This is a genomic window from Streptomyces sp. NPDC051563 (assembly GCF_044454225.1).
Taxonomy (GTDB): Bacteria; Actinomycetota; Actinomycetes; order Streptomycetales; family Streptomycetaceae; genus Streptomyces.
In genome coordinates, this window is the sequence record NZ_JBITDL010000016.1 from 1 (window position 1) to 23,205 (window position 23,205).

Annotated in this window: 23 protein-coding genes; 18 read left to right on the forward strand and 5 right to left on the reverse strand. The window is 73.0% G+C overall.

Annotated features, from left to right (window positions below):
- The first annotated feature begins 535 nt into the window (after nucleotides 1–535).
- The 12 genes from ACIA8F_RS19950 (at nucleotide 536) to ACIA8F_RS20005 (ending at nucleotide 13,851) form a co-directional block, all read left to right on the forward strand.
- Nucleotides 536–2,536 (forward strand): AAA family ATPase, encoded by a 2,001-nt coding sequence (locus ACIA8F_RS19950; RefSeq protein ID WP_399380397.1) that lies wholly within the window; start codon nucleotides 536–538, stop codon nucleotides 2,534–2,536.
- A gap of 152 nt (nucleotides 2,537–2,688) precedes the next feature.
- Entirely contained in the window at nucleotides 2,689–3,804 is a 1,116-nt protein-coding gene (gene ald, locus ACIA8F_RS19955) for an alanine dehydrogenase (protein ID WP_399380398.1), read from the forward strand.
- 449 nt (nucleotides 3,805–4,253) lie between these two features.
- On the forward strand, nucleotides 4,254–5,291 hold the full coding sequence (locus ACIA8F_RS19960; protein ID WP_243340996.1) for a ParA family protein: 1,038 nt from the start codon (nucleotides 4,254–4,256) through the stop codon (nucleotides 5,289–5,291).
- A complete protein-coding gene (locus ACIA8F_RS19965; RefSeq protein WP_399380400.1) occupies nucleotides 5,276–5,764 on the forward strand; it encodes a hypothetical protein in 489 nt (162 codons plus the stop codon). The genes ACIA8F_RS19960 and ACIA8F_RS19965 overlap by 16 nt, the downstream gene beginning before the upstream one ends.
- A gap of 414 nt (nucleotides 5,765–6,178) precedes the next feature.
- Nucleotides 6,179–7,231: a segregation and condensation protein A gene (locus ACIA8F_RS19970; RefSeq protein ID WP_399380402.1), complete on the forward strand. Its 1,053-nt coding sequence runs from the start codon at nucleotides 6,179–6,181 to the stop codon at nucleotides 7,229–7,231.
- On the forward strand, nucleotides 7,228–7,860 hold the full coding sequence (gene scpB / locus ACIA8F_RS19975; protein ID WP_399380403.1) for an SMC-Scp complex subunit ScpB: 633 nt from the start codon (nucleotides 7,228–7,230) through the stop codon (nucleotides 7,858–7,860). Before ACIA8F_RS19970 ends, scpB begins: the two co-directional genes overlap by 4 nt.
- Nucleotides 7,860–9,359, forward strand: a complete 1,500-nt coding sequence (locus tag ACIA8F_RS19980; protein WP_399380405.1) for a pseudouridine synthase — start codon at nucleotides 7,860–7,862, stop codon at nucleotides 9,357–9,359. The genes scpB and ACIA8F_RS19980 overlap by 1 nt, the downstream gene beginning before the upstream one ends.
- Nucleotides 9,360–9,486: 127 nt before the next feature.
- Nucleotides 9,487–10,104 carry a nicotinamide riboside transporter PnuC gene (gene pnuC, locus ACIA8F_RS19985; protein ID WP_399380407.1) on the forward strand — a complete coding sequence of 206 codons (618 nt, stop codon included), beginning with the start codon at nucleotides 9,487–9,489 and terminating at the stop codon, nucleotides 10,102–10,104.
- Complete coding sequence (locus ACIA8F_RS19990) at nucleotides 10,101–11,219, forward strand: AAA family ATPase (RefSeq protein WP_399380409.1); 1,119 nt, start codon at nucleotides 10,101–10,103, stop codon at nucleotides 11,217–11,219. Before pnuC ends, ACIA8F_RS19990 begins: the two co-directional genes overlap by 4 nt.
- Nucleotides 11,216–12,016, forward strand: coding sequence for an NUDIX hydrolase (locus tag ACIA8F_RS19995; RefSeq protein WP_399380411.1), 801 nt, complete (start codon nucleotides 11,216–11,218; stop codon nucleotides 12,014–12,016). The genes ACIA8F_RS19990 and ACIA8F_RS19995 overlap by 4 nt, the downstream gene beginning before the upstream one ends.
- A 5-nt stretch (nucleotides 12,017–12,021) precedes the next feature.
- Nucleotides 12,022–13,068, forward strand: a complete 1,047-nt coding sequence (locus ACIA8F_RS20000; RefSeq protein WP_399380686.1) for an ADP-ribosylglycohydrolase family protein — start codon at nucleotides 12,022–12,024, stop codon at nucleotides 13,066–13,068.
- A 3-nt stretch (nucleotides 13,069–13,071) separates the two neighbouring features.
- Nucleotides 13,072–13,851 carry a DNA polymerase beta superfamily protein gene (locus ACIA8F_RS20005; RefSeq protein ID WP_399380413.1) on the forward strand — a complete coding sequence of 260 codons (780 nt, stop codon included), beginning with the start codon at nucleotides 13,072–13,074 and terminating at the stop codon, nucleotides 13,849–13,851.
- Here ACIA8F_RS20005 and ACIA8F_RS20010 read toward each other — a convergent pair.
- From ACIA8F_RS20010 to ACIA8F_RS20020, 3 genes are all read right to left on the reverse strand, one after another.
- Nucleotides 13,848–14,576, reverse strand: coding sequence for a DNA polymerase beta superfamily protein (locus ACIA8F_RS20010; protein ID WP_399380414.1), 729 nt, complete (start codon nucleotides 14,574–14,576; stop codon nucleotides 13,848–13,850). The genes ACIA8F_RS20005 and ACIA8F_RS20010 overlap by 4 nt on opposite strands.
- A gap of 28 nt (nucleotides 14,577–14,604) precedes the next feature.
- On the reverse strand, nucleotides 14,605–15,087 hold the full coding sequence (locus ACIA8F_RS20015; RefSeq protein ID WP_399380416.1) for a Rieske (2Fe-2S) protein: 483 nt from the start codon (nucleotides 15,085–15,087) through the stop codon (nucleotides 14,605–14,607).
- 83 nt (nucleotides 15,088–15,170) lie between these two features.
- The gene (locus ACIA8F_RS20020) at nucleotides 15,171–15,512 is read right to left on the reverse strand and encodes a DUF952 domain-containing protein (protein WP_399380418.1); all 342 of its coding nucleotides are present in this window, start codon (nucleotides 15,510–15,512) and stop codon (nucleotides 15,171–15,173) included.
- A 136-nt stretch (nucleotides 15,513–15,648) separates the two neighbouring features.
- Here ACIA8F_RS20020 and ACIA8F_RS20025 point away from each other — a divergent pair, with 136 nt between their 5' ends.
- The 5 genes from ACIA8F_RS20025 to der all read left to right on the forward strand — a co-directional run bounded on the left by ACIA8F_RS20025 (nucleotide 15,649) and on the right by der (nucleotide 20,432).
- The gene (locus tag ACIA8F_RS20025) at nucleotides 15,649–16,113 is read left to right on the forward strand and encodes a YidB family protein (protein ID WP_399380419.1); all 465 of its coding nucleotides are present in this window, start codon (nucleotides 15,649–15,651) and stop codon (nucleotides 16,111–16,113) included.
- 182 nt (nucleotides 16,114–16,295) lie between these two features.
- Nucleotides 16,296–17,384: a prephenate dehydrogenase gene (locus tag ACIA8F_RS20030; protein ID WP_399380421.1), complete on the forward strand. Its 1,089-nt coding sequence runs from the start codon at nucleotides 16,296–16,298 to the stop codon at nucleotides 17,382–17,384.
- 163 nt (nucleotides 17,385–17,547) lie between these two features.
- A complete protein-coding gene (cmk, locus tag ACIA8F_RS20035; RefSeq protein ID WP_399380423.1) occupies nucleotides 17,548–18,252 on the forward strand; it encodes a (d)CMP kinase in 705 nt (234 codons plus the stop codon).
- The gene (locus tag ACIA8F_RS20040; protein WP_399380425.1) at nucleotides 18,249–18,896 is read left to right on the forward strand and encodes a lysophospholipid acyltransferase family protein; all 648 of its coding nucleotides are present in this window, start codon (nucleotides 18,249–18,251) and stop codon (nucleotides 18,894–18,896) included. The genes cmk and ACIA8F_RS20040 overlap by 4 nt, the downstream gene beginning before the upstream one ends.
- A gap of 75 nt (nucleotides 18,897–18,971) precedes the next feature.
- Nucleotides 18,972–20,432, forward strand: a complete 1,461-nt coding sequence (gene der / locus ACIA8F_RS20045; protein WP_399380426.1) for a ribosome biogenesis GTPase Der — start codon at nucleotides 18,972–18,974, stop codon at nucleotides 20,430–20,432.
- A 22-nt stretch (nucleotides 20,433–20,454) separates the two neighbouring features.
- Here der and ACIA8F_RS20050 read toward each other — a convergent pair whose 3' ends face one another.
- Both ACIA8F_RS20050 and ACIA8F_RS20055 read right to left on the reverse strand, forming a co-directional pair.
- A complete protein-coding gene (locus tag ACIA8F_RS20050; protein ID WP_399380428.1) occupies nucleotides 20,455–20,937 on the reverse strand; it encodes a hypothetical protein in 483 nt (160 codons plus the stop codon).
- A 221-nt stretch (nucleotides 20,938–21,158) separates the two neighbouring features.
- Nucleotides 21,159–21,956: a hypothetical protein gene (locus ACIA8F_RS20055; RefSeq protein ID WP_399380429.1), complete on the reverse strand. Its 798-nt coding sequence runs from the start codon at nucleotides 21,954–21,956 to the stop codon at nucleotides 21,159–21,161.
- Nucleotides 21,957–22,242: 286 nt separating this feature from the next.
- Here ACIA8F_RS20055 and ACIA8F_RS20060 point away from each other — a divergent pair, with 286 nt between their 5' ends.
- A complete protein-coding gene (locus tag ACIA8F_RS20060) occupies nucleotides 22,243–22,929 on the forward strand; it encodes a transglycosylase family protein (protein ID WP_399380431.1) in 687 nt (228 codons plus the stop codon).
- Nucleotides 22,930–23,205 lie beyond the last annotated feature (276 nt).

The window sequence follows — 23,205 nt, forward strand, 5'->3', positions numbered from 1 at the left end:
AGTTGTGGCTTCCCCACGCGCCACAAATCACGCTCTACGTCCAGGCCAACACCCCACCCCGCCCCCGTCCCCGCCCCTGCCGCAGCCGCCGACCCCGGGTCTTTCAGCCGTCCGGCGTTTGAGGACCGGGGTTCGGGGCGGAGCCCCGGGGGTTCGGGCGCAGCCCGGTTCGTGGTCGGGCTGCGCCAAAATTCAGGCTCGCCGGCGTTTGAGGCGCGGGGTCTGGGGCGGAGCCCCAGGGGGTCCGGGCGCAGCCCGGGAACCCCTTCAGCCTCGCCGGCGTTTGAGGCGCGGGTCCGGGCTGGCCCTGGGAACGGTGGAAGGGTGGGTAGGGGACTTCGCCCCGCAGGGCCGCCCATCGGGCTGCGTGCCGTGACGGTGTCGGCCGGGCCGAGGGGGTGAGCGGTGCGGGGACCGGGAGGTAAATGTGCCCATCCGCTGATCCGATCGGGCGATTTGTCCGCCGCGCTCCACCCTGTCCGTCGCTCTGCGTGAACTACGCTCGCAATCCGAAGGCAGCGAGAGGAGCGGATCCGTGACGGATTTCGTCGGGCGGCGGCGTGAGCTCAAGGAGCTCCGCGAGGACATCGCGCGAACCGGGCTCGACACCCTCTCCGGCCGGAAGGCCAAGTCCCCGCGGGCGCGGGTGCTGCTCGTCGCCGGGCGCCCCGGCTCCGGCCGGACCGCCCTCGCCGAGGCGCTGGTGCGCGAGATCGCCGAGGACTATCCCGACGGGGTGCTCAAGGTCCGGCTCACCGCCCCCACGGGCGAGGGCATCGCCACCGAGCGTGCCGTCCGCACCCTCCTGGAGGGGCTCGGGCAGCCCACCCCGCCCGGTGCGGGCGAGGACGACCTCAGTTCCGCGCTGCGTACGGCCCTGGCCGGCCGCCGCATGGTGCTGCTCGTCGACGACGCCTCCGATCCGCACCAGGTCGACGCCCTGCTGCCGGACACCCCCGAGTGCCTGGTGGTCGTCACGGCGGAGGGTCCGCTGACGGGGATTCCGGATGTCCGCCCGTGCACCCTCGGCGGCCTCGACACCCCCTCGGCCGTCCGCATGCTGGTCCACCGCATCGGTGACATCCGCGTCGCCAACGATCCGCGTGCGGCCGAAGGCCTCGCCGAGGAGTGCGGCGGGCAGCCCGCCGCGCTCGCCCTCGCGGGCGGCTGGCTGGCCGCCCGTCCCAAGGCCTCCGTGGCCGATGTGGGCAAGCAGCTGCACGATATGCCCGCCGGGGCCGGCGGTCCGCTCGCGAAGGCCTTCAGGCTCGTTTACGAATCCCTCCCGCAGCCCGCCCAGCGGACCCTGCGGTTGCTTCCGCTTGCTCCGGCGGGCTTCGTCGACTCCCATGTCGCTTCCGCGCTGGCCGGCTGCTCCGTGGCCGCCGCGCAGTCGACCCTGGAGGACTTCGCCGCGCTGGGCCTGCTCCGGTCCGCGCACGACGGGCTGTACCTGTTGCCCGGCTGCCTCGCGCCGCTGCTCCAGGCCCTGCTGGAGGCCAAGGAGCGGCCCGCCGAGGTCCAGCTCGCGCGGGCCCGGATGCTGGAGCGCACCGTACGCCTGCTGCTCTCCTGCCGGGCCATGGCGGAGCCCGACGAGGACGGACTCGGCGTACAGGACGGACCCGGCGGCGCCGTCGGGGTGCCGGAGAAGCTCGACGGGGTGCCGCGCGCGCTGCGCTTCGCCGACCGGCGGGCGGCGGAGACCTGGCTGGACACCCGGCTGCCCGCCCTGCTGGCCGCGGCTTCGCTGGCCGTGGCCGACGGGGAGCTGGACACCCTGGCGCGCAGGTTCGTAGCGGCTCTCGCGGGGGCCCTGTCCGAGCACCGGGGCACCGCCGGGGCCGCGCCGGAGCTCTACGGGCTGCACCGGCTCGTGCTGGACGTGGCCGAGCGGCGCGATCTGCACCGGGAGCAGGCCGCCGCGCTGCTGAACCTGGCCGATCTGGACGCGGAGACCGGCCGGACCCGGGACGCGCTGGACCGGTACCGGGCCGCGCTGGCCGCGGGAAAGGCGGCGAAGGACCCGTACGCGTCGGGCCGCGCGATGGAATCCGTAGGCGGTGCGCACCAGGAGCTGGGGGACTGGCACCGGGCCTCCGACTGGTTCGGCCGGGCCCTGTCCCACGCCCTCGCGCGGGGGGAGCGCGCGGACGAGGCGCGGCTGTACGGGCGGCTGGGCAACGTGCACACCTACGCGGGCCGGTACGGGGACGCGCTGCGGAGCTGGCGGGCGGCCTCGGCCGGTTACCGGAAGCTCGCCGATGTCCCGGGCCAGGCAAAGGCGTTGAGCGAGATGGCGCGGATCCAGGAGTACGCGGGGCGGCCCGAGGAATCGCTGCACACCTGCCGGGAGGCGGTGGAGCTCGCGCGGAAGGCCGGGGACCTGCGGCTTCAGGCCGCGCTGCAGGTGCGGCTGGCGGACACGCTGGACCGGCTCGGGGATCCCGCGGCGGCCAGGCTGCACAGGTCCGCGGCCGACAGATTGCTGGGAGATGACCCCGCAGCCTGCGAAATCCGCAGCGTTTCCGACTGAGATTGTTTGTTTGCAAGGCTAGACAGCGGCTCGTCCTTCATTAGACTGGGTTCACCAGGCCATCCCCTGGGGCATCCCGTTGCGTGTTCTTGTATACGGGTTTGTATGGAAGTAGTCCGAAACATCCCCTGAGCCAAGGACCGTGAGTCACGATGAAGGTCGGCATCCCCCGCGAGGTCAAGAACAACGAGTTCCGGGTCGCCATCACGCCTGCCGGCGTGCATGAGCTGGTCCGCAACGGCCACCAGGTCTTCGTCGAGCAGAACGCCGGTGCGGGCTCCTCGATCACGGACGCGGAGTACGTTTCCGCCGGCGCCGAGATCCTCGGTACCGCCGACGAGGTCTGGGCCACCGCTGACCTGCTGCTGAAGGTCAAGGAGCCCATCGCGGAGGAGTACCACCGCCTCCGCAAGGACCAGACCCTCTTCACCTACCTGCACCTCGCGGCCTCCCGCGAGTGCACGGACGCCCTGCTCGAGTCCGGCACCACCGCCATCGCGTACGAGACGGTCGAGACGGCGAACCGCGCCCTCCCGCTGCTCGCCCCGATGTCCGAGGTCGCGGGCCGCCTGGCCCCGCAGGTCGGCGCCTACCACCTGATGCGCTCGGTCGGCGGCCGCGGCGTGCTTCCCGGCGGCGTCCCCGGCACCCACGCCGGCGAGTGCGTGGTCATCGGCGGCGGCGTCTCCGGCTGGAACGCCGTGCAGATCGCAGTCGGCATGGGCTTCCACGTGACCCTGCTGGACCGCGACATCAACAAGCTCCGCGAGGCCGACAAGATCTTCGGCACGAAGATCAAGACGATCGTCTCCAACGCCTTCGAGCTGGAGAAGGCCGTCGTCGAGGCCGACCTCGTCATCGGCGCGGTGCTGATCCCGGGTGCGAAGGCCCCGAAGCTGGTCACCAACGAGCTCGTCGCCAAGATGAAGCCCGGAAGTGTCCTTGTCGACATTGCGATCGACCAGGGCGGCTGCTTCGAGGACTCCCGCGCGACCACCCACGCCGAGCCGACCTTCCAGGTCCACAACTCGGTCTTCTACTGCGTCGCCAACATGCCGGGCGCGGTGCCGAACACCTCCACCTACGCCCTGACCAACGCCACGCTGCCCTACATCGTGCAGCTCGCGAACCTCGGCTGGGTCGAGGCGCTGCGTCGCGACCCGGCGCTCGCGCTGGGCCTCAACACCCATGACGGCCAGGTCGTTTACCGCGAGGTCGCCGAGGCCCACGGTCTCGAGACCCTCGAGCTGAGCACGCTGCTCGGCTAAGTCGTCAACGACTGACGTCAATCTCACGTATCCGGCCGGACCTTGCTCGCGAGGTCCGGCCGGAGGCGTTCGCGGGGTCGTGCCGCAGGCCGCTCAACTCGCCTCGAACGTAACCCTTTAACCCTTTCGCACACCCGCGAAACTTCCCGGCGACAGCTCGTACGCCCTTGACAGAGTGGTGTTCGGTTGCCGACACATCGCGGCGGGTCCGGCGGATTGTGTTGCCGCTGAGTGGTGACACGCCATAGAGTCGCCAACCGTCGGCATGGTGCCACGCTGACCTATCGATAAGTGTCCTGGTCACGTCCGAGGAGGTAAGACGACTTGTGAATGAGTCGACATTTGCTCCTGGAGGTGGTCGAGCAGGAGGGCCTGCGCGGGGCCCGGGTCCTGCCGGTATCGAAGCCGTGGGATCCGTAGCGGTCCGCACCTTCGCAAACCACCAGCACATGACGACGCCCCAAAAGAGCATGGACGGCCTAGACGTGAACTCCAGGGCCGGCGACCCGAGCGGCGACAAGCCCGTGGGTTTCGCCGACTACGAACAGGTGCCCGAGGGGCATTTCTACGACCCCGACGCGGAGTACGAGCCCGACCCCGAGTACGCGGCCACTCTCGCCCCCGACGCTGCCCGTCAGCGCCGTGAGCGGATCGGCCCGACCGGAAGGCCGCTGCCGTACTTCCCGATCCCGGGTCCGCTGACCGACCACGGTCCGGCGACGATCATCGCGATGTGCAACCAGAAGGGCGGCGTGGGCAAGACCACGTCGACCATCAACCTGGGTGCGGCGCTCGCGGAGTACGGGCGCCGGGTGCTGCTGGTCGACTTCGACCCGCAGGGCGCGCTGTCGGTCGGCCTCGGGGTCAACCCGATGGAACTCGACCTGACGGTCTACAACCTGCTCATGGAGCGGGGCATGTCGGCCGACGAGGTGCTGCTGAAGACGGCGGTCCCCAACATGGACCTGCTGCCGAGCAACATCGACCTGTCCGCCGCCGAAGTGCAGTTGGTCAGCGAGGTCGCACGCGAGTCGACGCTGCAGCGGGCCCTGAAGCCCCTGCTGCCCGACTACGACTACATCGTGATCGACTGTCAGCCCTCGCTCGGTCTGCTGACCGTGAACGCCCTGACGGCGGCTCACAAGGTCATCGTCCCGCTGGAGTGCGAGTTCTTCGCACTGCGCGGCGTGGCGCTGCTGACCGAGACCATCGAGAAGGTGCAGGAGCGGCTCAACCCGGAGCTGGAGCTCGACGGCATCCTCGCCACGATGTACGACTCCCGCACGGTGCACAGCCGTGAGGTGCTGGCGCGCGTCGTCGAGGCCTTCGACGACCACGTCTACCACACGGTCATCGGCCGTACGGTGCGGTTCCCGGAGACCACGGTCGCCGGCGAGCCGATCACCACGTACGCGTCCAACTCCGTCGGCGCCGCCGCCTACCGCCAGCTGGCCAGGGAGGTGCTCGCCCGGTGTCCCGCCGAGTGAGTCTGCCCGGAGCCGACGAACTGTTCCGTACGACCGGGGGGATGGCGCTGACGTCGTCCTCGCCCTCGTCGCGGGGAGTCGAGCACGCCGCCTCGGCGGCGGAGGGCACGGCGGGGGAGGGCCGCAGCCGGGAGGCTGAGGCCGGTACGGAGCCGGGCGTGGGCCCGCAGCGGCGACCGCAGGAAGGTTCCGGTAACACCGTCCCCGCCCCGACCCCCGGTCGGGGCAAGGGACAGGGCCGGGGCGCGAACCGGCGGCCCAGCGGGCGCGAGCGGCACGACGAGAAGATCACGGTCTACGTCTCCGCGGAGGAGCTCATGGACCTGGAGCACGCGCGGCTGGTGCTGCGCGGGGAGCACGGGCTGGCGGTCGACCGCGGGCGGATCGTGCGGGAGGCTGTCGCGGTGGTGCTGGCGGATCTGGAGTCCCGCGGTGACGCGAGCATCCTGGTGCGTCGGCTGCGGGGGCGCTGAGCGGAGCCCCTGCGGGGGGCCTGGGCTGGTTGTCCGTGGCCCCCTCCCGGGTGGTGCGGGCCCTGCGGGCGGGGCCCGAGGTCGGCGGCGTGCCGTCGGCGCGGGGGTGAGGTTCCCCTACCCGCCCTTCGCCCGTTCCCCGGGCTCTGCCCGGACCCGGTCCTCAAACGCCGGACGGGCTGAAAGGACCTGGGGCTCCGCCCCAGACCCCGGTCCTCAAACGCCGGACGGCTGAAAGAGCCCAGACCCCGGTCCTCAAGCGCCGGACGGCTGAAAGAGCCCGACGGCTGAAGGCCCGGACCGTGGTCCTCGAATGCCGGATGGCTTGAGGTGTTGCGCGGGGTGGTGCGTGGGAGGGTGGGGGGCTGGGCCGTGGCCCGGTCAGATGTTTTCTCCGCACCACTCTGGAACGCGATGCCCTCTCCTGCCGAATCCGGCCTCCCGCCCCGCCGCTCGCTGGGCCGCGGCCCAGGTGCTTCCGTACCGGACCCAGGGGCTCCGGCCGGGGCCGGTACGGCTCCGCAGGGCCCAGGCGGCCCTGAGGGGCCCGGGGAGGGCGAGGCGGCCCCGGTGGCCGAGGGGGGCGTACCGGCTCCCGTAGCGGCCCCTGAGGCGGCTGAGGGGCCTCGCGGGCCCGCTGCCGAGGCGGAGGCCGCGGCGGACCCCGCCGGGGACGGGCGGTTCACCGTGCGGCTCGTGAACTTCGAGGGGCCCTTCGACCTGCTGCTCCAGCTGATCTCCCGGCACAAGCTCGACGTGACCGAGGTCGCGCTGTCGGAGGTCACCAACGAGTTCATGGCGCACATCCGTGCCATGGGGCCCGACTGGGACCTCGACCAGACGACGGAGTTCCTCGTCGTCGCCGCGACCCTGCTGGACCTGAAGGCGGCCCGGCTGCTGCCCGTCGCCGAGGTCGAGGACGAGGCGGACCTCGCGCTGCTGGAGGCCCGGGACCTGCTCTTCGCACGGCTGCTGCAGTACCGCGCGTACAAGCGGATCGCCGAGATCTTCCAGGACCGGGCCGAGACCGAGGGCAAGCGCTACCCGCGCACCGTCGGACTGGAGCCGGGCCTCGCCGAGCTGCTCCCCGAGGTGGTCATCAGCATCGGCGGCGAGGGGCTGGCGCGGCTCGCGGTCAAGGCCATGCAGCCCCGGGCGAAGCCGCAGGTGTACGTGGACCACATCCACGCGCCCCTGGTCAGCGTGCGGGAGCAGGCGGGGCTGGTCGTGGCGCTGCTCAAGGCCAGGGGCGAGGCCACCTTCCAGGAGCTCACCGAGGACGCCGCGGACACCCTCACCGTGGTGGCGCGCTTCCTGGCGCTCCTGGAGCTCTACCGCGAGAAGGCGGTCGTCCTGGACCAGGAGGAGGCCCTGAAGACGCTCACGGTGCGCTGGAGCGGCGGGGACGGGGACGGCATGCCGAAGGTGACGGACGAGTTCGATCAGATCGTGGAGGTCAGGGAATGAGCGACGTGACGCCCCCCGTGGCAGGGCTGGCGCTGAAGCCCGCCCTGGAGGCCGTCCTCATGGTCGTGGACGAGCCGGCGACCGAGGCGCATCTGGCCAAGGTGCTGGAGCGGACCCCCCGCGAGGTCGCGCGGGCGCTGCGCGAGCTGGCGGACGAGTACGAGGTCCAGGGCCGCGGATTCGAATTGCGGCTGGTCGCCGGGGGCTGGCGGTTCTACAGCCGGGCGGACTTCGCGCCGGCCGTGGAGGCCTTCGTCCTGGACGGCCAGCAGGCCCGTCTCACCCAGGCGGCACTGGAGACCATGGCGGTGGTCGCGTACCGGCAGCCGGTCAGCCGGTCGCGGGTTTCGGCGGTCCGCGGAGTCAACTGCGACGGGGTCATGCGCACCCTCCTCCAGCGGGGTCTGGTGGAGGAGGCGGGGACGGAACCCGAAACAGGTGCGATCCTGTACAGGACGACGAACTACTTTCTGGAGCGGATGGGCCTGCGCGGCCTGGACGAGCTCCCGGAGCTCGCGCCCTTCCTCCCCGAGGCGGACGCGATCGAAGCCGAGACGCAAGAGGGTGTTCCGTCGTTCGATCCGGACTCTCCGGATACCGATGAAGACGACAAGACGACGGAACTTTGATGCGAAGCAGCGGCAACGGCAACGGTGGCGGCAACAGGAACAGCGGCGGCGGTGGCGGCGGGCGCGGTAGCGCCCCCCGCGGCGGCTCCGGCGGCGGTGGTGGCTACCGCGGTGGCGGCTCCGGCGGCGGCAGCGGCTCGGGCGGCGGCTCCCGCGGCGGCAGCTCGGGCGGTGGCTACCAGGGCGGCGGCTCCCGCGGCGGCTCCTCCGGCGGCGGCTACCAGGGCGGCGGCTCCGGCGGCTCCCGTGGCGGCTCCTCGGGCGGTGGCTACCAGGGCGGCGGCTCCGGCGGCTCCCGTGGCGGCTCCTCGGGTGGCGGCTACCAGGGCGGCGGCTCCCGCGGTGGCAGCTCCGGCGGCTACCAGGGTGGCGGCTCCTCCGGCGGTGGCTACCAGGGCGGCGGCTCCGACCGCGACCGCGAGCAGGCTCCCCGCATCCGCAACCCGCGCCCCGAGGAGCGTCGCTACGACGTGGGCCCCGAGGGCGAGCGCAACGGCCGAGGCGGTGCCAAGGCGGGCGGCGGCGGTGCCCGTGGCGCGGCCGACGGCAACCGCGGCGGCGGTGCCCGCGGCGCGGCGGCCCGTGGTGGTGCCAAGGGCGGCCCGAAGGTCTCCCGTACCCCCGGCATCGGCGGGGCCGGCGGCCCGCGCATCGGCCCCGGCTCGCGCAGCGGCCAGTCCAAGCCGCGCGAGCTGGAGGCGCGGATCGAGGAGCGCGTGCGCGACCGGTACGCCGACAAGCCCGTGATCAAGACCCCGAAGACCTTCCCGGGCGCCGAGGAGGAGGGTGAGCGTCTGCAGAAGGTGCTCGCCCGGGCCGGCATGGGCTCGCGCCGTGCGTGCGAGGAGCTCATCGAGCAGGCGCGCGTCGAGGTCAACGGCGAGATCGTCCTGGAGCAGGGCAAGCGCGTGAAGCCCTCGGACGAGATCAAGGTGGACGGCCTGACCGTCGCCACCCAGTCGTACCTGTTCTTCGCGCTGAACAAGCCGGCCGGCGTCGTCTCCACCATGGAGGACCCGGACGGCCGCCAGTGCCTCGGCGACTACGTCACCAACCGTGAGACGCGTCTCTTCCACGTCGGCCGGCTCGACACCGAGACCGAGGGCATCATCCTGCTCACCAACCACGGTGAGCTGGCCCACCGCCTCACGCACCCGAAGTACGGCGTGAAGAAGACCTACGTCGCCGCCATCACGGGCCCGCTGCCGCGCGACATCGGCAAGCGCCTCAAGGACGGCATCGAGCTCGAGGACGGCTACGCCCGCGCCGACCACTTCCGCGTCGTCGACCAGCTCGGCAAGAACTACCTGGTCGAGGTGACCCTCCACGAGGGCCGCAAGCACATCGTCCGCCGCATGCTGTCCGAGGCCGGCTTCCCGGTCGAGAAGCTCGTGCGGACCTCCTTCGGTCCGATCGAGCTCGGTGACCAGAAGTCCGGCTGGCTGCGCCGCCTGACCAACACCGAGGTCGGCATGCTCATGCGCGAGGTCGGTCTGTAGGACCCCGGCCTCCCGGAGGCCTCCAGAAGAACCCGCGGTGCCTTCGGGCGCCGCGGGTTCTTTTTGGTTGTGCCGGGCCCCGGACCTTGTTTATAGTCAACCTGACTATAAAGAGATGGGGGGCGTCATGGGATGGCAGACGAGCTGGACCGAGATCCTCGGGTTCGTCACGGGGGCCGTGTGCGTCTGGCTGGTCGCCCGGCAGCACATCGCCAACTGGCCGATCGGCATCGCCAACAACGTGTTCTTCATCGTGCTCTTCGCCCAGGCGGGCCTCTACGCCGACGCCGGGCTGCAGCTCGTCTTCATCGCCCTCGCCGCGTACGGCTGGTGGTCCTGGACCCACGGCGGAGGCCGGGGAACGGCCGGTGACCTGCCGGTGCGCCGCACCACGGCCGCCGAGTGGACCGCGCTGGCCGCGGCGGGAGCGGTGGGGGTGCTCGGCCTGACGCTCCTGCTGAGCCGGGTCACCGACTCCACCGTCCCCTTCTGGGACGCGCTGACCACGGGCCTCTCGCTCGCGGCCACGTACGGCCAGTGCCGCAAGCTCGTCGAGTCCTGGTGGCTGTGGATCGCCGCCGACCTCGTCTACATCCCGCTCTACGCCTACAAGGGGCTCTACCTGACCTCCCTGCTCTACGTCGGCTTCCTCGCCCTGTGCGTCGCCGGACTGCTCGGCTGGCGCCGGGCGCTCCCGGCCCGCGGGGCGACGGCGGCAACGGCGGAGACGGCGGTGACCGCGTGAAGCGCCATGGCCACGGCCTGGTCCTCGGCAAGTTCTATCCGCCGCACGCCGGCCACCACCACCTGGTGCGCACCGCCCAGGACCAGTGCGAGCGGCTGACCGTACTGGTCTGCGCGGCCTCGGTGGAGTCCGTACCGCTCGCCGACCGGGTGGCCTGGATGCGCGAGGCGCACCCGGGGGCCGAGGTGGTCGGCGCGGTCGACGACATCCCGGTCGACCTCCACGACCCGGACGTCTGGGAGGCGCACATGGCGATCTTCCGGCGTGCGGTGGGCCGCCCGGTCGACGCGGTCTTCACCTCCGAGGCCTACGGGACCGAACTCGCGCGGCGGTTCGGCGCCGAGGAGGTCTGCGTGGACCCGGACCGCGCCCTGTTCCCGGTGTCCGGCACGGCCGTACGGGCCGACCCCGTGCGGAACTGGGAGTTCCTGGGGCCCGCCGTACGGGCGGCGCTGACCCGGCGGATCGTCGTACTGGGCGCCGAGTCCACCGGCACGACCACGCTGTCGCGGGCCCTGGCCGAGCACTGGCGCGGACGCGGCGGGGTGTGGGCGGAGACGGGCTGGGTGGCGGAGTACGGCCGGCAGTACAGCGAGGAGCGGCTCGCGGCCGCGCGCGCCGCGGACCCGGCGGCGACCTGGGCCGCGGTGAGCTTCGCGTCGGGGGAGTTCCCGGTGATCGCGCGGCGGCAGGACGCGGAGGAGGAACGGGCGGCCCGGCTGGGATCGCCGGTGCTCTTCTGCGACACCGACTCCTTCGCCACCGGCATCTGGCACGAGCGGTACACGGGCGCGCGCAGTGCGGAGGTCGAACGGATCGCCGCCGCCACGCGACGGGACCTGTACCTGCTCACCGACCACGCGGACGTGCCCTTCGAGGACGACGGGCTGCGCGACGGGGAGGAGCTCCGGCCGTGGATGACGGGACGGTTCCGCGCGGAGCTGGAACGGACCGGCAAACGTTTCCTCGTGGTCCGCGGGGACCGCGCGACGCGGCTGGCGGCGGCGGTGGCGGCCGTCGACGGACTCCTGGCGGAGGGCTGGCAGTTCGCGGATCCGCTCCCGGAACGGGTGGCGGAGCCGGCGGGCGCGCCGGCGGGGGAGCGGAGCCGATGAGTGACACCGGACCCGGACCCGGGCACGGACCGGGACCCGGATCTGTACCCGGACCCGGGCACGGGTACGACCCGCACGCCTTCGCACCCTTCGCGGTGACCGTGGACCTCGCCGTCTTCACCGTGCGCGCAGGGACCCTGCACGTCCTGCTGATCCGGCGCGCGCAGGAACCGTACGCGGGCGCCTGGGCGCTCCCCGGCGGCTTCCTCCTGCCACGGGAATCCGCCGAGACGGCGGCCCGGCGCGAACTGGCCGAGGAGACCGGCCTGTCGGCGGAGCTGGTCGACGCCCTGCGCCTGGACCAACTGCGCACCTACAGCGAACCGGACCGGGACCCCCGCATGCGGGTGGTCTCGGTGGCCTTCACCGCGCTCGTCCCCGATCTGCCGGAACCGGTCGCCGGGGGCGGCGGGGACGCGGACCGGGCCCGCTGGATGCCGGTGGGGGAGGCCTCCGAGCCGGCCTTCGGACTGGCCTTCGACCACGCGGACATCCTCGCGGACGCCCGTTCCCGCGTCGGCTCGAAGCTGGAGTACAGCTGCCTCGCCACCGCCTTCTGCCCGCCCGAGTTCACCCTCGGCGAGCTCCAGGCCGTCTACGAGACCGTCTGGGACACCGCCCTGGACCGACCCAACTTCCGACGCAAGGTCCTGGCCACGCCCGGCTTCGTCGAGGCCGTGCCCGGAGCCGCCCGGCTCACCGGCGGCCGCGGCAAACCCGCCGCGCTCTACCGGCCCGGACCCGCGACCACCCTGCACCCGCCCCTGCTGCGCCCCACGGAAGGACACCCCCGATGACGACGATGCCGACGGACCCGACGATGCCGGCGAAACCGGCGCACACGAAGCGGGCCGCGACGGGCTCCCTGATCGGACTGGCCCTGGGAGACGCCCTCGGCTTCCCGACCGAGTTCAACGACGTGCCCCGGATCCTGGCGAAGACCGGCCCGTGGCGGCAGATGGAACTGCCCCGGCCGGCGATCGTCACCGACGACACCCAGATGACCCTGGCCCTCGCCCGGGGCATACGGACGGCCGCGGACCGAGGCCGCGTCGCCCCGCTGCGCCTCGCCCGCCCGGTCCGGGAGGAGTTCGTGGACTGGTACCACTCCCCGGAGAACAACCGGGCCCCGGGCCGCACCTGCCTGAAGGCCTGCAGCCTCCTCAACCACCCCGAGCGGGACTGGCGCGACGCCAGCCAGCTCGGCTCCAAGGGCTGCGGGGCGAACATGCGGGTGGCTCCGGTCGGGCTGGTGCCCGGCTGGACGCAGGAGGAGCGGGCCGGCGCGGCTCAGCTCCAGTCGGCCCTGACGCACGGCCACCCGACGGCCCTGGCCGCCTCCGACCTCACGGCGCGGGCGGTGTTCCTGCTGGCGCAGGGCACGGAGGTGACGGGCCTGGTCGGGCAGCTGCGCTCGTACGCCCTGGAGAACCGCACCCGCTACCACGAGCGCTGGCTCGGCGACCTCTGGACCCGGACGGCCAGCGACCCCTCGGCCGAATCCTTCATGGCGCGCGGCTGGGACGAGTGCCTGGAGGCCCTGGAACGGCTCGCCGCGGCCCTGCGCACCCCGTCCCCGGAAACCGACCCCTGCCTCACGACGGGGGACGGCTGGATCGCCGAGGAAGCCCTGGCAACCGCCCTCCAGTGCTTCCTGCTCTTCCCGGAGGAACCCCTCCTGGCCCTGCGCCGCGCGGCCTGCACGGCGGGCGACTCCGACTCCATCGCCTGCCTGGCCGGCGCCTTCGCCGGCGCCCACCTCGGCGCGGACGCCTGGCCCCGCGCCTGGGAGGGCCGCATCGAGTACCGCGCCGAACTCCTGTCCTTCGGCACCCTCTGGGACGCGTGAACGGTGCCGGACGCGAGTAACGCCATCAACTCCACGAACGCCGTGGACGCAGACCTGACCGCGATCGTCGCGCAGCAGCCCGACCCGCTGCTCTTCGCGACGGTCTCGGGGGCCCACCTGTACGGATTCCCCTCCAAGGACTCCGACGTCGACCTGCGCGGGGCGCACCTGCTGCCGGCCGCGGACCTGTTCTCGCTCCGCGACCCGGAGGAGACCCGCAGCCGGATGTGGTTCCAGGACGGCACCGAGATGGACCTGGTCACGCACGACCTGCGCAAGTTCGTCCGGCTCATGCTGAACCGCAACGGATACGTCCTGGAGCAGCTGCTGTCCCCCCTGGTGGTGCACACCACACCGGCGCACGAGGAGCTGGTCTCCCTGGCCCCCGGCGTCCTGACCTCGCACCACGCCCACCACTACCGGGGCTTCGCGAACACGCAGTGGCGGCTCTTCGGCAAAACGGCCGAGCTCAAGCCGCTGCTCTACACCTTCCGGGCGCTGCTCACGGGCATCCACCTGATGCGCTCGGCAGAGGTGCAGGCGCACCTGCCCGCGCTGCTCGACGAGGTGCCCGAGGCGCCGGGGTACCTGGCCGGGCTGATCGAGGCCAAGGCCGAAGCCGAGCACGGGGTGGCCTTCGGTGTCGATGCGGGGCTGGTGGAAAGGGACTTCGAGGCCCTGCACGAGGTCCTGGAGGCGGCGCAGGACGGCTCGCGGCTGCCGGAACACGTGGACGCGTTCGACGCGCTCGACGCGTTCGTCGTACGGCGGCGGGCGGGTTAGGCGGTCGCCGAGGCCCGGCGGGTGCGGAGGAGGAAGTCTTCGACTCGGGGGAGGTCCGGGGAATCGGGGAGGGGGCTGGTGGGGAGGGCGGCTTCGGTCTGTTCCTGGAGGAGGGTCATCCAGGCGTCGACCTCCTCCCAGGTGAGCTCGCCGCGGCGGACCGCGAGGAGGCGGTCGCGGTAGGGGGTCGCGTCGATCACCAGGCGGCCCGTGCGCAGCAGGTCGCGGCAGGACAGGAGCAGGCGCAGCAGGTGCATGGCGTGCTTCCAGCGCGGGGCGCCGTGGTTGCGGAGGTCGCCGAGGAGTTTGCCGTGCTGGGAGACGGCGTACCTGCCGAAGGTGGTGTGGGCCCGGCGGGAGAGGAACGCGCCGCGGAGCGAGAGGAGTTCCTCGCCGACCGGGGTGAGGTCCTCCACGAGGGGGGAGTGGAGGACCTCCAGGATGTTCGGGTTGGCACGCAGCGCGAGTTCGCAGAAGCGCTCCAGCTCCCACGAGAACTCCTCGTCCCGGGGCCCCTCCACGTGCGCCGGCGGCTTCTCGAAGCGCCAGAACAGCGGCGTCGGGGCGAGGTAGACACCGCGCCGGTCGGTGTCGCTCGCCTCCGTCGCCAGGCCGAACGCCCTCGAACCGATCACGCAGGAGTAGACCGTGTGGTCCCTGACCAGGGTGAGTTGGAGCGGCTCGGGGGTCGGGTCGTCCCCGGTGTCTGCGGTGGCCTCGTTCATCCGGTGAGGCTAGTGCCGAGGTCCGGAGCTAGGCGAGCGAGATTTCTCCCGCCGGGGAGACGGTGATCTTCTTCTCCTCCAGCGGCCTGGTGGCCGGGCCCTTGGCCACCGCGCCGTCCGTGTCCTTGAACTGGCTGCCGTGGCACGGGCAGTCGATGGTTCCGGCCGCCACCTTGTTGACCAGGCAGCCCGAGTGCGTGCACACCGCCGTGAAGCAGCGGAAGGAGCCGGCCGTCGGCTGGGTGACGACCAGCTTCTCGTCCTTGAGGACCGTGCCGCCGCCGACCGGCACGTCCGAGGACTTGATCAGGGCCTTGGCGTTCCCGGCCGGAGCCGAGGCCGAGGCGGACGCGGAGGCGGACGCGGAGTCCTGCGCCGTGGGGGCGCTGCCGCCCTCGGACGAGGGCTTCGTCTCGTCGCTGCCGCCGCAGGCGGTCAGCACGCCGCCGGCCAGGACGCTCGCGCCGGCCGCCAGTACCGTGCGCCGGGCGGCGCGGGTGGGGTCGCTCATGACTTCTCCTCGGGTGATCGCCGGGATGGCGAGAGGCATCCTGGCGCGTGACGGGCCTCGGCAACACCCCGCCACGCCTTGACTCAGCCCTCCGGAGGCCGGGGAACGAGTTCCGTCGGCCCGCCGGGGGCGCGTACCACCTCCCACACGCGCACCACGGCCTCCCGGTTCAGCGGTCCGTGGACGTGCGGGTAGCGCAGGCCCGCTTCACCCTCCCGGCGGACCTCCGAGGTGAGGCCGCGCTCGTCGAGCTCCACGGCGAGCAGGGTGCCCGGTACGTCCGCGTAGTGCGCGGCGGCGATCGCGAGCACCGTCTCGCGATCGGCCGAGCAGTGCACGAAACCCTCGGATGCGAGGGAGGGCGGGGCGTACGGACGCGCCGGATCGGCGGTCCAGTCGGCGAGCGGTACGAGGTGGAAGATCATGCCGATCGTTCTACCGCAGTCCGTGCGCGGCTCTGCGCCAAGTGGCAGACGCGTCCGGATTGGGTGACATTGTCCGTATCTCGAAGCCGGGTACGCCGATTTCCGCGCGCCCGGTCCCTCTCCGAAAGGCAACACCATGGCGGGCAACGACCTCGGCTCCCTTCTCGGCGGCCTCCTCGGCGGCGGCAGCGGCGGACAGGGCGGCGGTGGCGGCAACATCCTCGGCTCCCTCCTCGGCGCCCTCATGGGCGGTGGCGGTGCGGGCGGCGCCCAGGCGGCCGGAGCCGCGCCGGGTGCCGGTGCGGGCGCCGCGAACAACCCGCTCGGCGGGCTGCTGGACATGCTGAAGAAGTCGGGCCTGATGGACCAGGCCCAGTCCTGGGTCGGCACCGGCGAGAACCAGCCGGTCAGCGGCGAGGAGATCGCCAAGGCCCTGCCGGACGACACCCTGGCCAAGGTCGCCCAGGAGGCGGGCGTCTCCCCGGAGGACGCCGCGCACCAGATCGCCCAGGCGCTGCCGCAGGCCGTGGACAAGCTGACCCCCGAGGGCTCGGTCCCGAGCGGCTCGCTGGAGGACATCATCAAGCAGCAGAAACTCTGAGCGACGCCAGGCGGCAGAACCTCTGAGCGCCTCCCTGTGCGACCCCGGTCCTCCCGGGGGCGCTGCCGAGGGCCCGGCGTCCCGTCCCAGCGGACGGGACGCCGGGCCCTCGCGCCGTTTCCGCTGGCTACCCTGAGGCAGGTACCGCCGCCACACCCCCCTGTACACCTGGAGAGCACCCCGTGAGAACCGCCGTCGTCATCGGAACCGGACTGATCGGCACCTCCGCGGCGCTCGCCCTCGCCGCCCGCGGCATCGCCGTCCACCTGTCCGACCGCGACCAGGGGCAGGCCCGTACGGCCGCCGCGTTGGGCGCCGGCACGGAGGAGCCCTTCCAGGGCAAGGCCGACCTCGCGGTCATCGCCGTACCGCCCGCCCACGTGGCCGCCGCCCTCGCCGACGCCATAGGCCGCGACCTGGCCCGCGCCTACGTGGACGTGGCCAGCGTCAAGGGCGGACCGCGCCGGGAGCTGGACGCGCTGGGCGTGGACACCAAGGCGTACATCGGCACCCACCCGATGGCGGGCAAGGAGCAGTCCGGACCGCTCGCGGCCTCCGCCGACCTCTTCGAGGGCCGCCCCTGGGTGCTCACGCCGACCCGGGAGACCGACCACGAGGTGCTGAACCTGGCGCTGGAGCTGGTGGCGCTGTGCCGGGCCGTCCCGGTGGTCATGGACGCCGACGCCCACGACCGGGCCGTCGCCCTGGTCTCCCACACCCCGCAGCTCGTCTCCAGCATGGTCGCCGCCCGGCTGGAGGAGGCCGACGAGACCGCGGTGCGGCTGTGCGGGCAGGGCATCCGCGACGTGACCCGGATCGCCGCCTCCGACCCGCGGATGTGGGTGGAGATCCTCTCCGCCAACCCGGGACCCGTGGCGGACGTGCTCACCGGGATCGCCGCGGACCTGGAGGAGACCGTCGAAGCCCTGCGGGGCCTGCAGTCGGCCGACGCGTCCAAGCGCCGGGAGGGGGCGGCGGGCATCGAGGACGTACTGCGCCGCGGCAACGCGGGGCGGGTCCGGGTCCCGGGCAAGCACGGGGCGGCGCCGACGGTCTACGAGACCGTGGCCGTCCTCATCTCCGACCAGCCGGGCGAGCTCGCCCGGATCTTCGCCGACGCCGGCCGGGCCGGGGTCAACATCGAGGACGTCCGGATCGAGCACGCGACCGGACAGCAGGCCGGTCTCGTCCAGCTGATGGTCGAACCCCGGGCGGTGGCGGGCCTCCAGGCCGAGCTGCGCGAACGCGGCTGGGCACTGCGCCAGCCGTAGGCGGACGCCCCCTGGTCGGCCCTTTCCGGATCTTGCCCGCACGCCCCGCCCGCCGCCGCCCGCCGGCGCCCCGGCGGGCGGCGGCGAAAAGCCCGGTAACCTGGAGGAGGGGCGCTATTGGCGCGCCCGGACACGTACGCGCAACCAGGAAGGTGCCCGAACCGTGGAAACCGCAGCTCCGACCGCCGTGATCGTCGCCATCGACGGTCCCTCGGGCACGGGCAAGTCCAGCACTTCCAAGGCCGTGGCCGCCAAGCTCGGGCTGCGCTACCTGGACACCGGTGCCCAGTACCGGGCCATCACCTGGTGGATGATCACCAACGGCATCGACACCGATGACCCGCAGGCCATCGCCCTCGCGGCGGGCAAGCCCGTCATCGTGTCCGGCACCGACCCGTCCGCCCCCACCATCACCGTCGACGGCCACGACGCCTCCGGCCCGATCCGGACCCAGGAGGTCACCTCCAAGGTCAGCGCCGTGAGCGCCGTCCCCGAGGTGCGCACCCTGATCACCGAGCTCCAGCGCTCCATCGCCGCCGAAGCGGCCGAGGAGGCCGAGGGCATCGTGGTCGAGGGCCGGGACATCGGCACCACCGTGCTGCCCGACGCCGACCTGAAGATCTTCCTCACCGCCTCCGCCGAGGCCCGCGCGGCCCGCCGCAGCGGCGAGCTGCGGGGCAAGGAGGCCGCGGACCTCGCGGCCACCAAGGAAGCGCTGATCAAGCGTGACGCCGCCGACTCCGGCCGCAAGACCTCCCCGCTGGCCAAGGCCGGCGACGCGGTCGAGGTGGACACCACCGAGCTCACGCTGGACCGGGTCATCGAGTGCGTGGTCACCCTGGTGGAAGAGAAGCGGGGCCGCGCGTGAGCGATACGCCCTCCCTCAAGGGTGCGGCGGTCGGCCGGCGGATCGGCATCGGGCTCATGTACGGCCTCTGGAAGCCGCGCGTGCTGGGGGCCTGGAAGGTCCCCGCCACCGGCCCCGTCATCCTGGCCGTGAACCACTCGCACAACATAGACGGCCCCATGGTCATGGGCACCGCCCCGCGGCCGCTGCACTTCCTGATCAAGAAGGAGGCGTACGTCGGTCCGCTCGGCCCCTTCCTCGACCGGATCGGGCAGGTGAAGGTGGACCGCTCCGGCGCCGACCGGGGCGCCATCAGCCGCGCGCTGGGCGTCCTGGAGAACGGCGGAGCCCTGGGGATCTTCCCCGAGGGCACCCGGGGCGAGGGCGACTTCGCCTCGCTGCGCGCGGGCCTTGCGTACTTCGCGGTCCGCTCCGGCGCCCCCATCGTGCCGGTCGCCGTGCTGGGCAGCACCGAACGCTCCGGCCGTGTCGTCAAGGCGCTGCCGCGATTCAAGAGCAGGGTCGACATCGTCTTCGGCGATGCCTTCGACGCCGGGGACGGCAGTGGCCGCCGTACCCGCACCGCGCTGGACCAGGCCACCGTACGCATCCAGGACCGGCTGACCGCCCACCTGGCCGACGCCAAGCGCCTGACCGGGCGCTGAGCGAGACTTGACCTAGTAGTGGAACCGCGCTGCGCGGGCCCCACCGATCACCACGAACGACGAGGAACGGACTTCATGAACGACCAGCAAGACCACGGAGCACTTGGCGATGCCGAGTACGCGGAGTTCATGGAGCTCGCCGCGGAAGAGGGCTTCGACATCGAGGACGTCGAAGGCGCTCTGCAGGAGGCCGGTCACGGCCCGCTGCCCGTCCTCGCCGTCGTCGGCCGCCCGAACGTCGGCAAGTCGACCCTGGTGAACCGGATCATCGGCCGCCGCGAGGCGGTCGTCGAGGACAAGCCCGGCGTCACCCGTGACCGCGTCACCTACGAGGCCGAGTGGGCCGGCCGCCGCTTCAAGGTCGTCGACACCGGCGGCTGGGAGCAGGACGTCCTCGGCATCGACGCCTCGGTCGCCGCCCAGGCCGAGTACGCCATCGAGGCCTGCGACGCGGTCGTCTTCGTCGTGGACGCCAAGGTCGGCGCCACCGACACCGACGAGGCCGTCGTGCGCCTGCTGCGCAAGGCCGGCAAGCCCGTCGTCCTGTGCGCCAACAAGGTCGACGGCCAGAGCGGCGAGTCCGACGCGGCCTCGCTGTGGTCGCTGGGCCTCGGCTACCCGCACCCGGTCTCCTCCCTGCACGGCCGCGGCACCGGCGACATGCTCGACGCCGTCCTGGAGGCCCTGCCCGAGGCCCCCGAGCAGACCTTCGGCACCGCCGTCGGCGGTCCCCGCCGGATCGCGCTCATCGGCCGCCCGAACGTTGGCAAGTCCTCCCTCCTGAACAAGGTGGCCAAGGAGGACCGCGTCGTCGTCAACGAGATGGCCGGCACCACCCGCGACCCGGTCGACGAGCTGATCCAGCTCGGCGGGGTCACCTGGAAGTTCATCGACACCGCGGGCATCCGCAAGAAGGTCCACCTCCAGCAGGGCGCGGACTACTACGCCTCGCTGCGCACGGCCGCCGCCGTGGAGAAGGCGGAGGTCGCGGTCATCCTGATCGACACGACCGAGCAGATCTCCGTGCAGGACCAGCGCATCATCACCATGGCCGTCGAGGCGGGCCGCGCGATCGTGATCGCGTACAACAAGTGGGACAACCTCGACGAGGAGCGCCGCTACTACCTCGAGCGCGAGATCGAGACCGAGATGCAGCAGGTCGCCTGGGCGCCCCGGGTGAACGTCTCGGCGCTCACCGGCCGCCACATGGAGAAGCTGGTCCCGGCCATCGAGACCGCGCTCGCCGGCTGGGAGATGCGCATCCCGACCGGCCGTCTGAACGCCTTCCTCGGCGAGGTCGTCGCCGCCCACCCGCACCCGATCCGTGGCGGCAAGCAGCCGCGCATCCTGTTCGGTACGCAGGCGGGCAGCAAGCCGCCGCGGTTCGTCCTCTTCGCCTCCGGCTTCCTGGAGCACGGCTACCGCCGCTTCATCGAGCGCCGCCTGCGCGAGGAGTTCGGCTTCGAGGGGACCCCGATCCACATCTCGGTCCGCGTCCGCGAGAAGCGCGGTGCGCAGCACAAGCGCAAGATGTAGTGGCCTTCAGGGCCTGCCGGGGCTAGTAGCCCCGGCGCGGAGCGGGCGGCAGGGCCGCCGGGATGTGCTGCATCCCGGTCTGGTGCTGCCGCCCGCTCGCATATCCGGCGCCGGCGTACGAGTACTGCGGCTGCGGGGCGGGGGAGGGCTGCCAGGCGTCCGCCTGCTGCCCGGCGTGCTGTCCCGCCGGCTGCCATGAGGAACCGTTCCAGCCGCTCCCGTAGGCGCTCGCGGTGCCCGTCGCGGACCCGGTGCCGTACGTGCCCGCGCCGCCCGCGTACGCGCCGCTGTAGGGGCCCCCGTACGAGAACGCCGTGAAGCCGAGGTCCTCCTCGCCCGTGCGGTCCCCGGGCAGGGCCCGGAAGGCGCGCAGGTACTCCGAGTACAGCGTGTCGTAGATGGGGGTGTGCGAGACGGCCGGAGAGCTCCCCAGCTCCCGTACGGGGCGCATCGGGGGCACGCTGCTCGGATAGGACGGGGCGCGGGAGACATCGTAGGAATGCACGTATCAGCCAACGAAACCGGCGGCCCGCGGATGCGGGCTCGCGGGGCGGAAAACGCAGATCGCCGGGGGTGCGCGGGACGGACCGCGCACCCCCGGCGCACGCCGCCCGGCCCCCGGTGACGGGGGTCGGACGGCCGATTCGGGGACGGAAGGGCAGAGCGGGGAGCGGAAGCCCGGGAGGCCCCGGAGAAGGGACCTCGGGCCGGGTCTCGGGCCGGGCCTCAGGCGCCCGGGGTGCCCGCCAGCGGCATCGAGGCGGCGACCAGCTTGCCGTTGCGGGCGGCCTTGTCCAGGGCGTCGCGCAGCAGGTCCTCGCGGGGCTGCTGGCCGATGGTGCCGACGGGGGCCGCGTACACCAGGACGCGCTGCGTCTTGTTGACGGCGGCCCGCCAGCCGTCGGTGACCGACAGCGGCCGGTGCGCCTGCCACCAGGCGATCTGACCGGGCTGGAGCACGGAGTGCAGCTGGCCCGCGGCGAGCAGGATCGACCAGCCGCTCAGGGCCTGCGGGACCTCTTCGGTGTCGGTCATGGGGATGAAGCCCTGCTCGATGAGGAGCGGCAGGAAGTCGTCGCCGGGACCGGTGGTGCCGGGGCGCGCGATGGGCGCGGTCGGCTCCACCACCAGGGCTGGGTGCAGCTCGCCGTTGATCAGGATCAGGCCGCTGGTGATGCCGAGGACGGCCTGGCCGCCGGGCACGGACTGCGGTTCGTCGCCGGCGGGCGCGGCCGCGGGGGCGGGGCTGTCGCCGGTGATGGAGCGGACGGCGCCCTGGAGGTCCGCCTCGGGCACGGAGACGACCTGCGACGGGATGCAGCCGGCGTGGGCGAAGGCCAGGACGGCCGTCTCGTCCCCGACGAACAGCACGGTGCTGGTCTGCTCGCGCTCGGAGTCGCCGGGGGTGCGGCAGGAGGTGCAGTCGTAACTGCCCGGGGATCCGTCACCTGCGAGCAGCCGCTCGGCCTCCTCGTCGCCGATCTCGGCACGTACCTCATCACTGACTTCGAGCATGCGCGGCACGGGGTGGCTCCTCGGACTAGGCGTGCGGGGCCGGGGGGTTCCGGCTCGCCGGGCTCAACGGGGGAGTGGCGGCCGGGGTCACGCCGTTTGAGGGAACGGAATCGAACCGGACCCCCGAAGGAGTGAACGGTCCGACCGGGCCGTTGTTTTCGTACCAACTCTTTTTTGGTTGTGCGCAGTTGATGGCCGGTGCTGGCCGTTTGCCCGGTGGGCCGAGCGGGTGGGGGCGCGCGGGGCGCGGTGTGGCGCGCGCGGGGGGCGGTACGGGGCTGCGTAGCGTGACGCGATGCGCAACTTCGGGGTTCCGGGTGGGGTGGGCGCGGCGGCGCTGGTGCTGTTCGTGCTGGCGGCGGCGTCGCCCGGGGCCGCGGCCGCGGCGCCGCCCCCGCCGCGCCCGGGGGCTTCCGGGCGGGCCGTGGACTGCGGACCCGGCGGGCAGTGGCCCTGGGACTGCGTGGCCGACTGCGAGAGCGGGGGCCGCTGGGCGGTGAACACGGGCAACGGCTTCTACGGCGGACTGCAGTTCTGGCAGCCGACATGGGAGGAACACGGAGGGCTCGCCTTCGCCCCGAGGGCGGACCTCGCCACCCGGGAGCAGCAGATCCGGGTCGGGGAGGAGCTCCTCGCGAGCCAGGGCTGGGAGGCGTGGCCCGTGTGCGCCAAGCGGTACGGGCTGGCCGGGCGGATGCATGTGGTGCGGGGCGGGGACACGTTGGCGGGGATCGCGCGGAGGCATCGGGTGCGGGGCGGGTGGCAGGCGCTCTACGCGGCGAACCGGGGGGTGATCGGGGGGCGGCCCGGGGTGCTGCGGATCGGGATGCTTCTGGTGCTGCCGCCTGTGGAGGCGCAGGCGCCCGCGCCTGCGGCGCCGCCGGTCGTGCCTGCTCCGGCTGCGCCGGTCCCCGTTGCTCCGGTCCCGGCCGGGACGGCCCCGGGGGCTTCGGCCGGGTCCGGGGGATCGCCGCGCGCGTAGCGGATCGGCCTGGGCGGGCGGGTGGGCCCTGCGGGGCGGGGTCCCCTACCCGCCCCTTCGCCCGTTCCCCGGGGCTGTGCCCCGGACCCCCGGGGCTGTGCCCCGGACCCCCGGGCTGTGCCCCGGGCCCGGTCCTCGAACGCCGGCGGGGCTCGAGAGCGGCGATCTTTTCAGCCCGTCCGGCGTTTGAGGACCGGGTCCGGGCAGAGCCCGGGGAACGGGCGAAGGGCGGGTAGGGGACTTTGCCCCGCAGGGCCCCCACCCGCACCGGTCCGC

What these genes read in the sequence shown, in the direction of transcription:
- ACIA8F_RS19995 (WP_399380411.1), top strand. Translation starts at nt 11,216, where the DNA reads ATGAGTGACACCGGACCCGGACCCGGGCACGGACCGGGACCCGGATCT.
- ACIA8F_RS20020 (WP_399380418.1), bottom strand. Translation starts at nt 15,512, where the DNA reads ATGATCTTCCACCTCGTACCGCTCGCCGACTGGACCGCCGATCCGGCG.
- ACIA8F_RS20010 (WP_399380414.1), bottom strand. Translation starts at nt 14,576, where the DNA reads ATGAACGAGGCCACCGCAGACACCGGGGACGACCCGACCCCCGAGCCG.
- ACIA8F_RS19980 (WP_399380405.1), top strand. Translation starts at nt 7,860, where the DNA reads ATGCGAAGCAGCGGCAACGGCAACGGTGGCGGCAACAGGAACAGCGGC.
- ACIA8F_RS19970 (WP_399380402.1), top strand. Translation starts at nt 6,179, where the DNA reads ATGCCCTCTCCTGCCGAATCCGGCCTCCCGCCCCGCCGCTCGCTGGGC.
- ACIA8F_RS20060 (WP_399380431.1), top strand. Translation starts at nt 22,243, where the DNA reads ATGCGCAACTTCGGGGTTCCGGGTGGGGTGGGCGCGGCGGCGCTGGTG.
- ACIA8F_RS20000 (WP_399380686.1), top strand. Translation starts at nt 12,022, where the DNA reads ATGCCGACGGACCCGACGATGCCGGCGAAACCGGCGCACACGAAGCGG.
- ACIA8F_RS20025 (WP_399380419.1), top strand. Translation starts at nt 15,649, where the DNA reads ATGGCGGGCAACGACCTCGGCTCCCTTCTCGGCGGCCTCCTCGGCGGC.
- ACIA8F_RS19960 (WP_243340996.1), top strand. Translation starts at nt 4,254, where the DNA reads ATGACGACGCCCCAAAAGAGCATGGACGGCCTAGACGTGAACTCCAGG.
- ald (WP_399380398.1), top strand. Translation starts at nt 2,689, where the DNA reads ATGAAGGTCGGCATCCCCCGCGAGGTCAAGAACAACGAGTTCCGGGTC.
- der (WP_399380426.1), top strand. Translation starts at nt 18,972, where the DNA reads ATGAACGACCAGCAAGACCACGGAGCACTTGGCGATGCCGAGTACGCG.
- scpB (WP_399380403.1), top strand. Translation starts at nt 7,228, where the DNA reads ATGAGCGACGTGACGCCCCCCGTGGCAGGGCTGGCGCTGAAGCCCGCC.
- ACIA8F_RS20015 (WP_399380416.1), bottom strand. Translation starts at nt 15,087, where the DNA reads ATGAGCGACCCCACCCGCGCCGCCCGGCGCACGGTACTGGCGGCCGGC.
- pnuC (WP_399380407.1), top strand. Translation starts at nt 9,487, where the DNA reads ATGGGATGGCAGACGAGCTGGACCGAGATCCTCGGGTTCGTCACGGGG.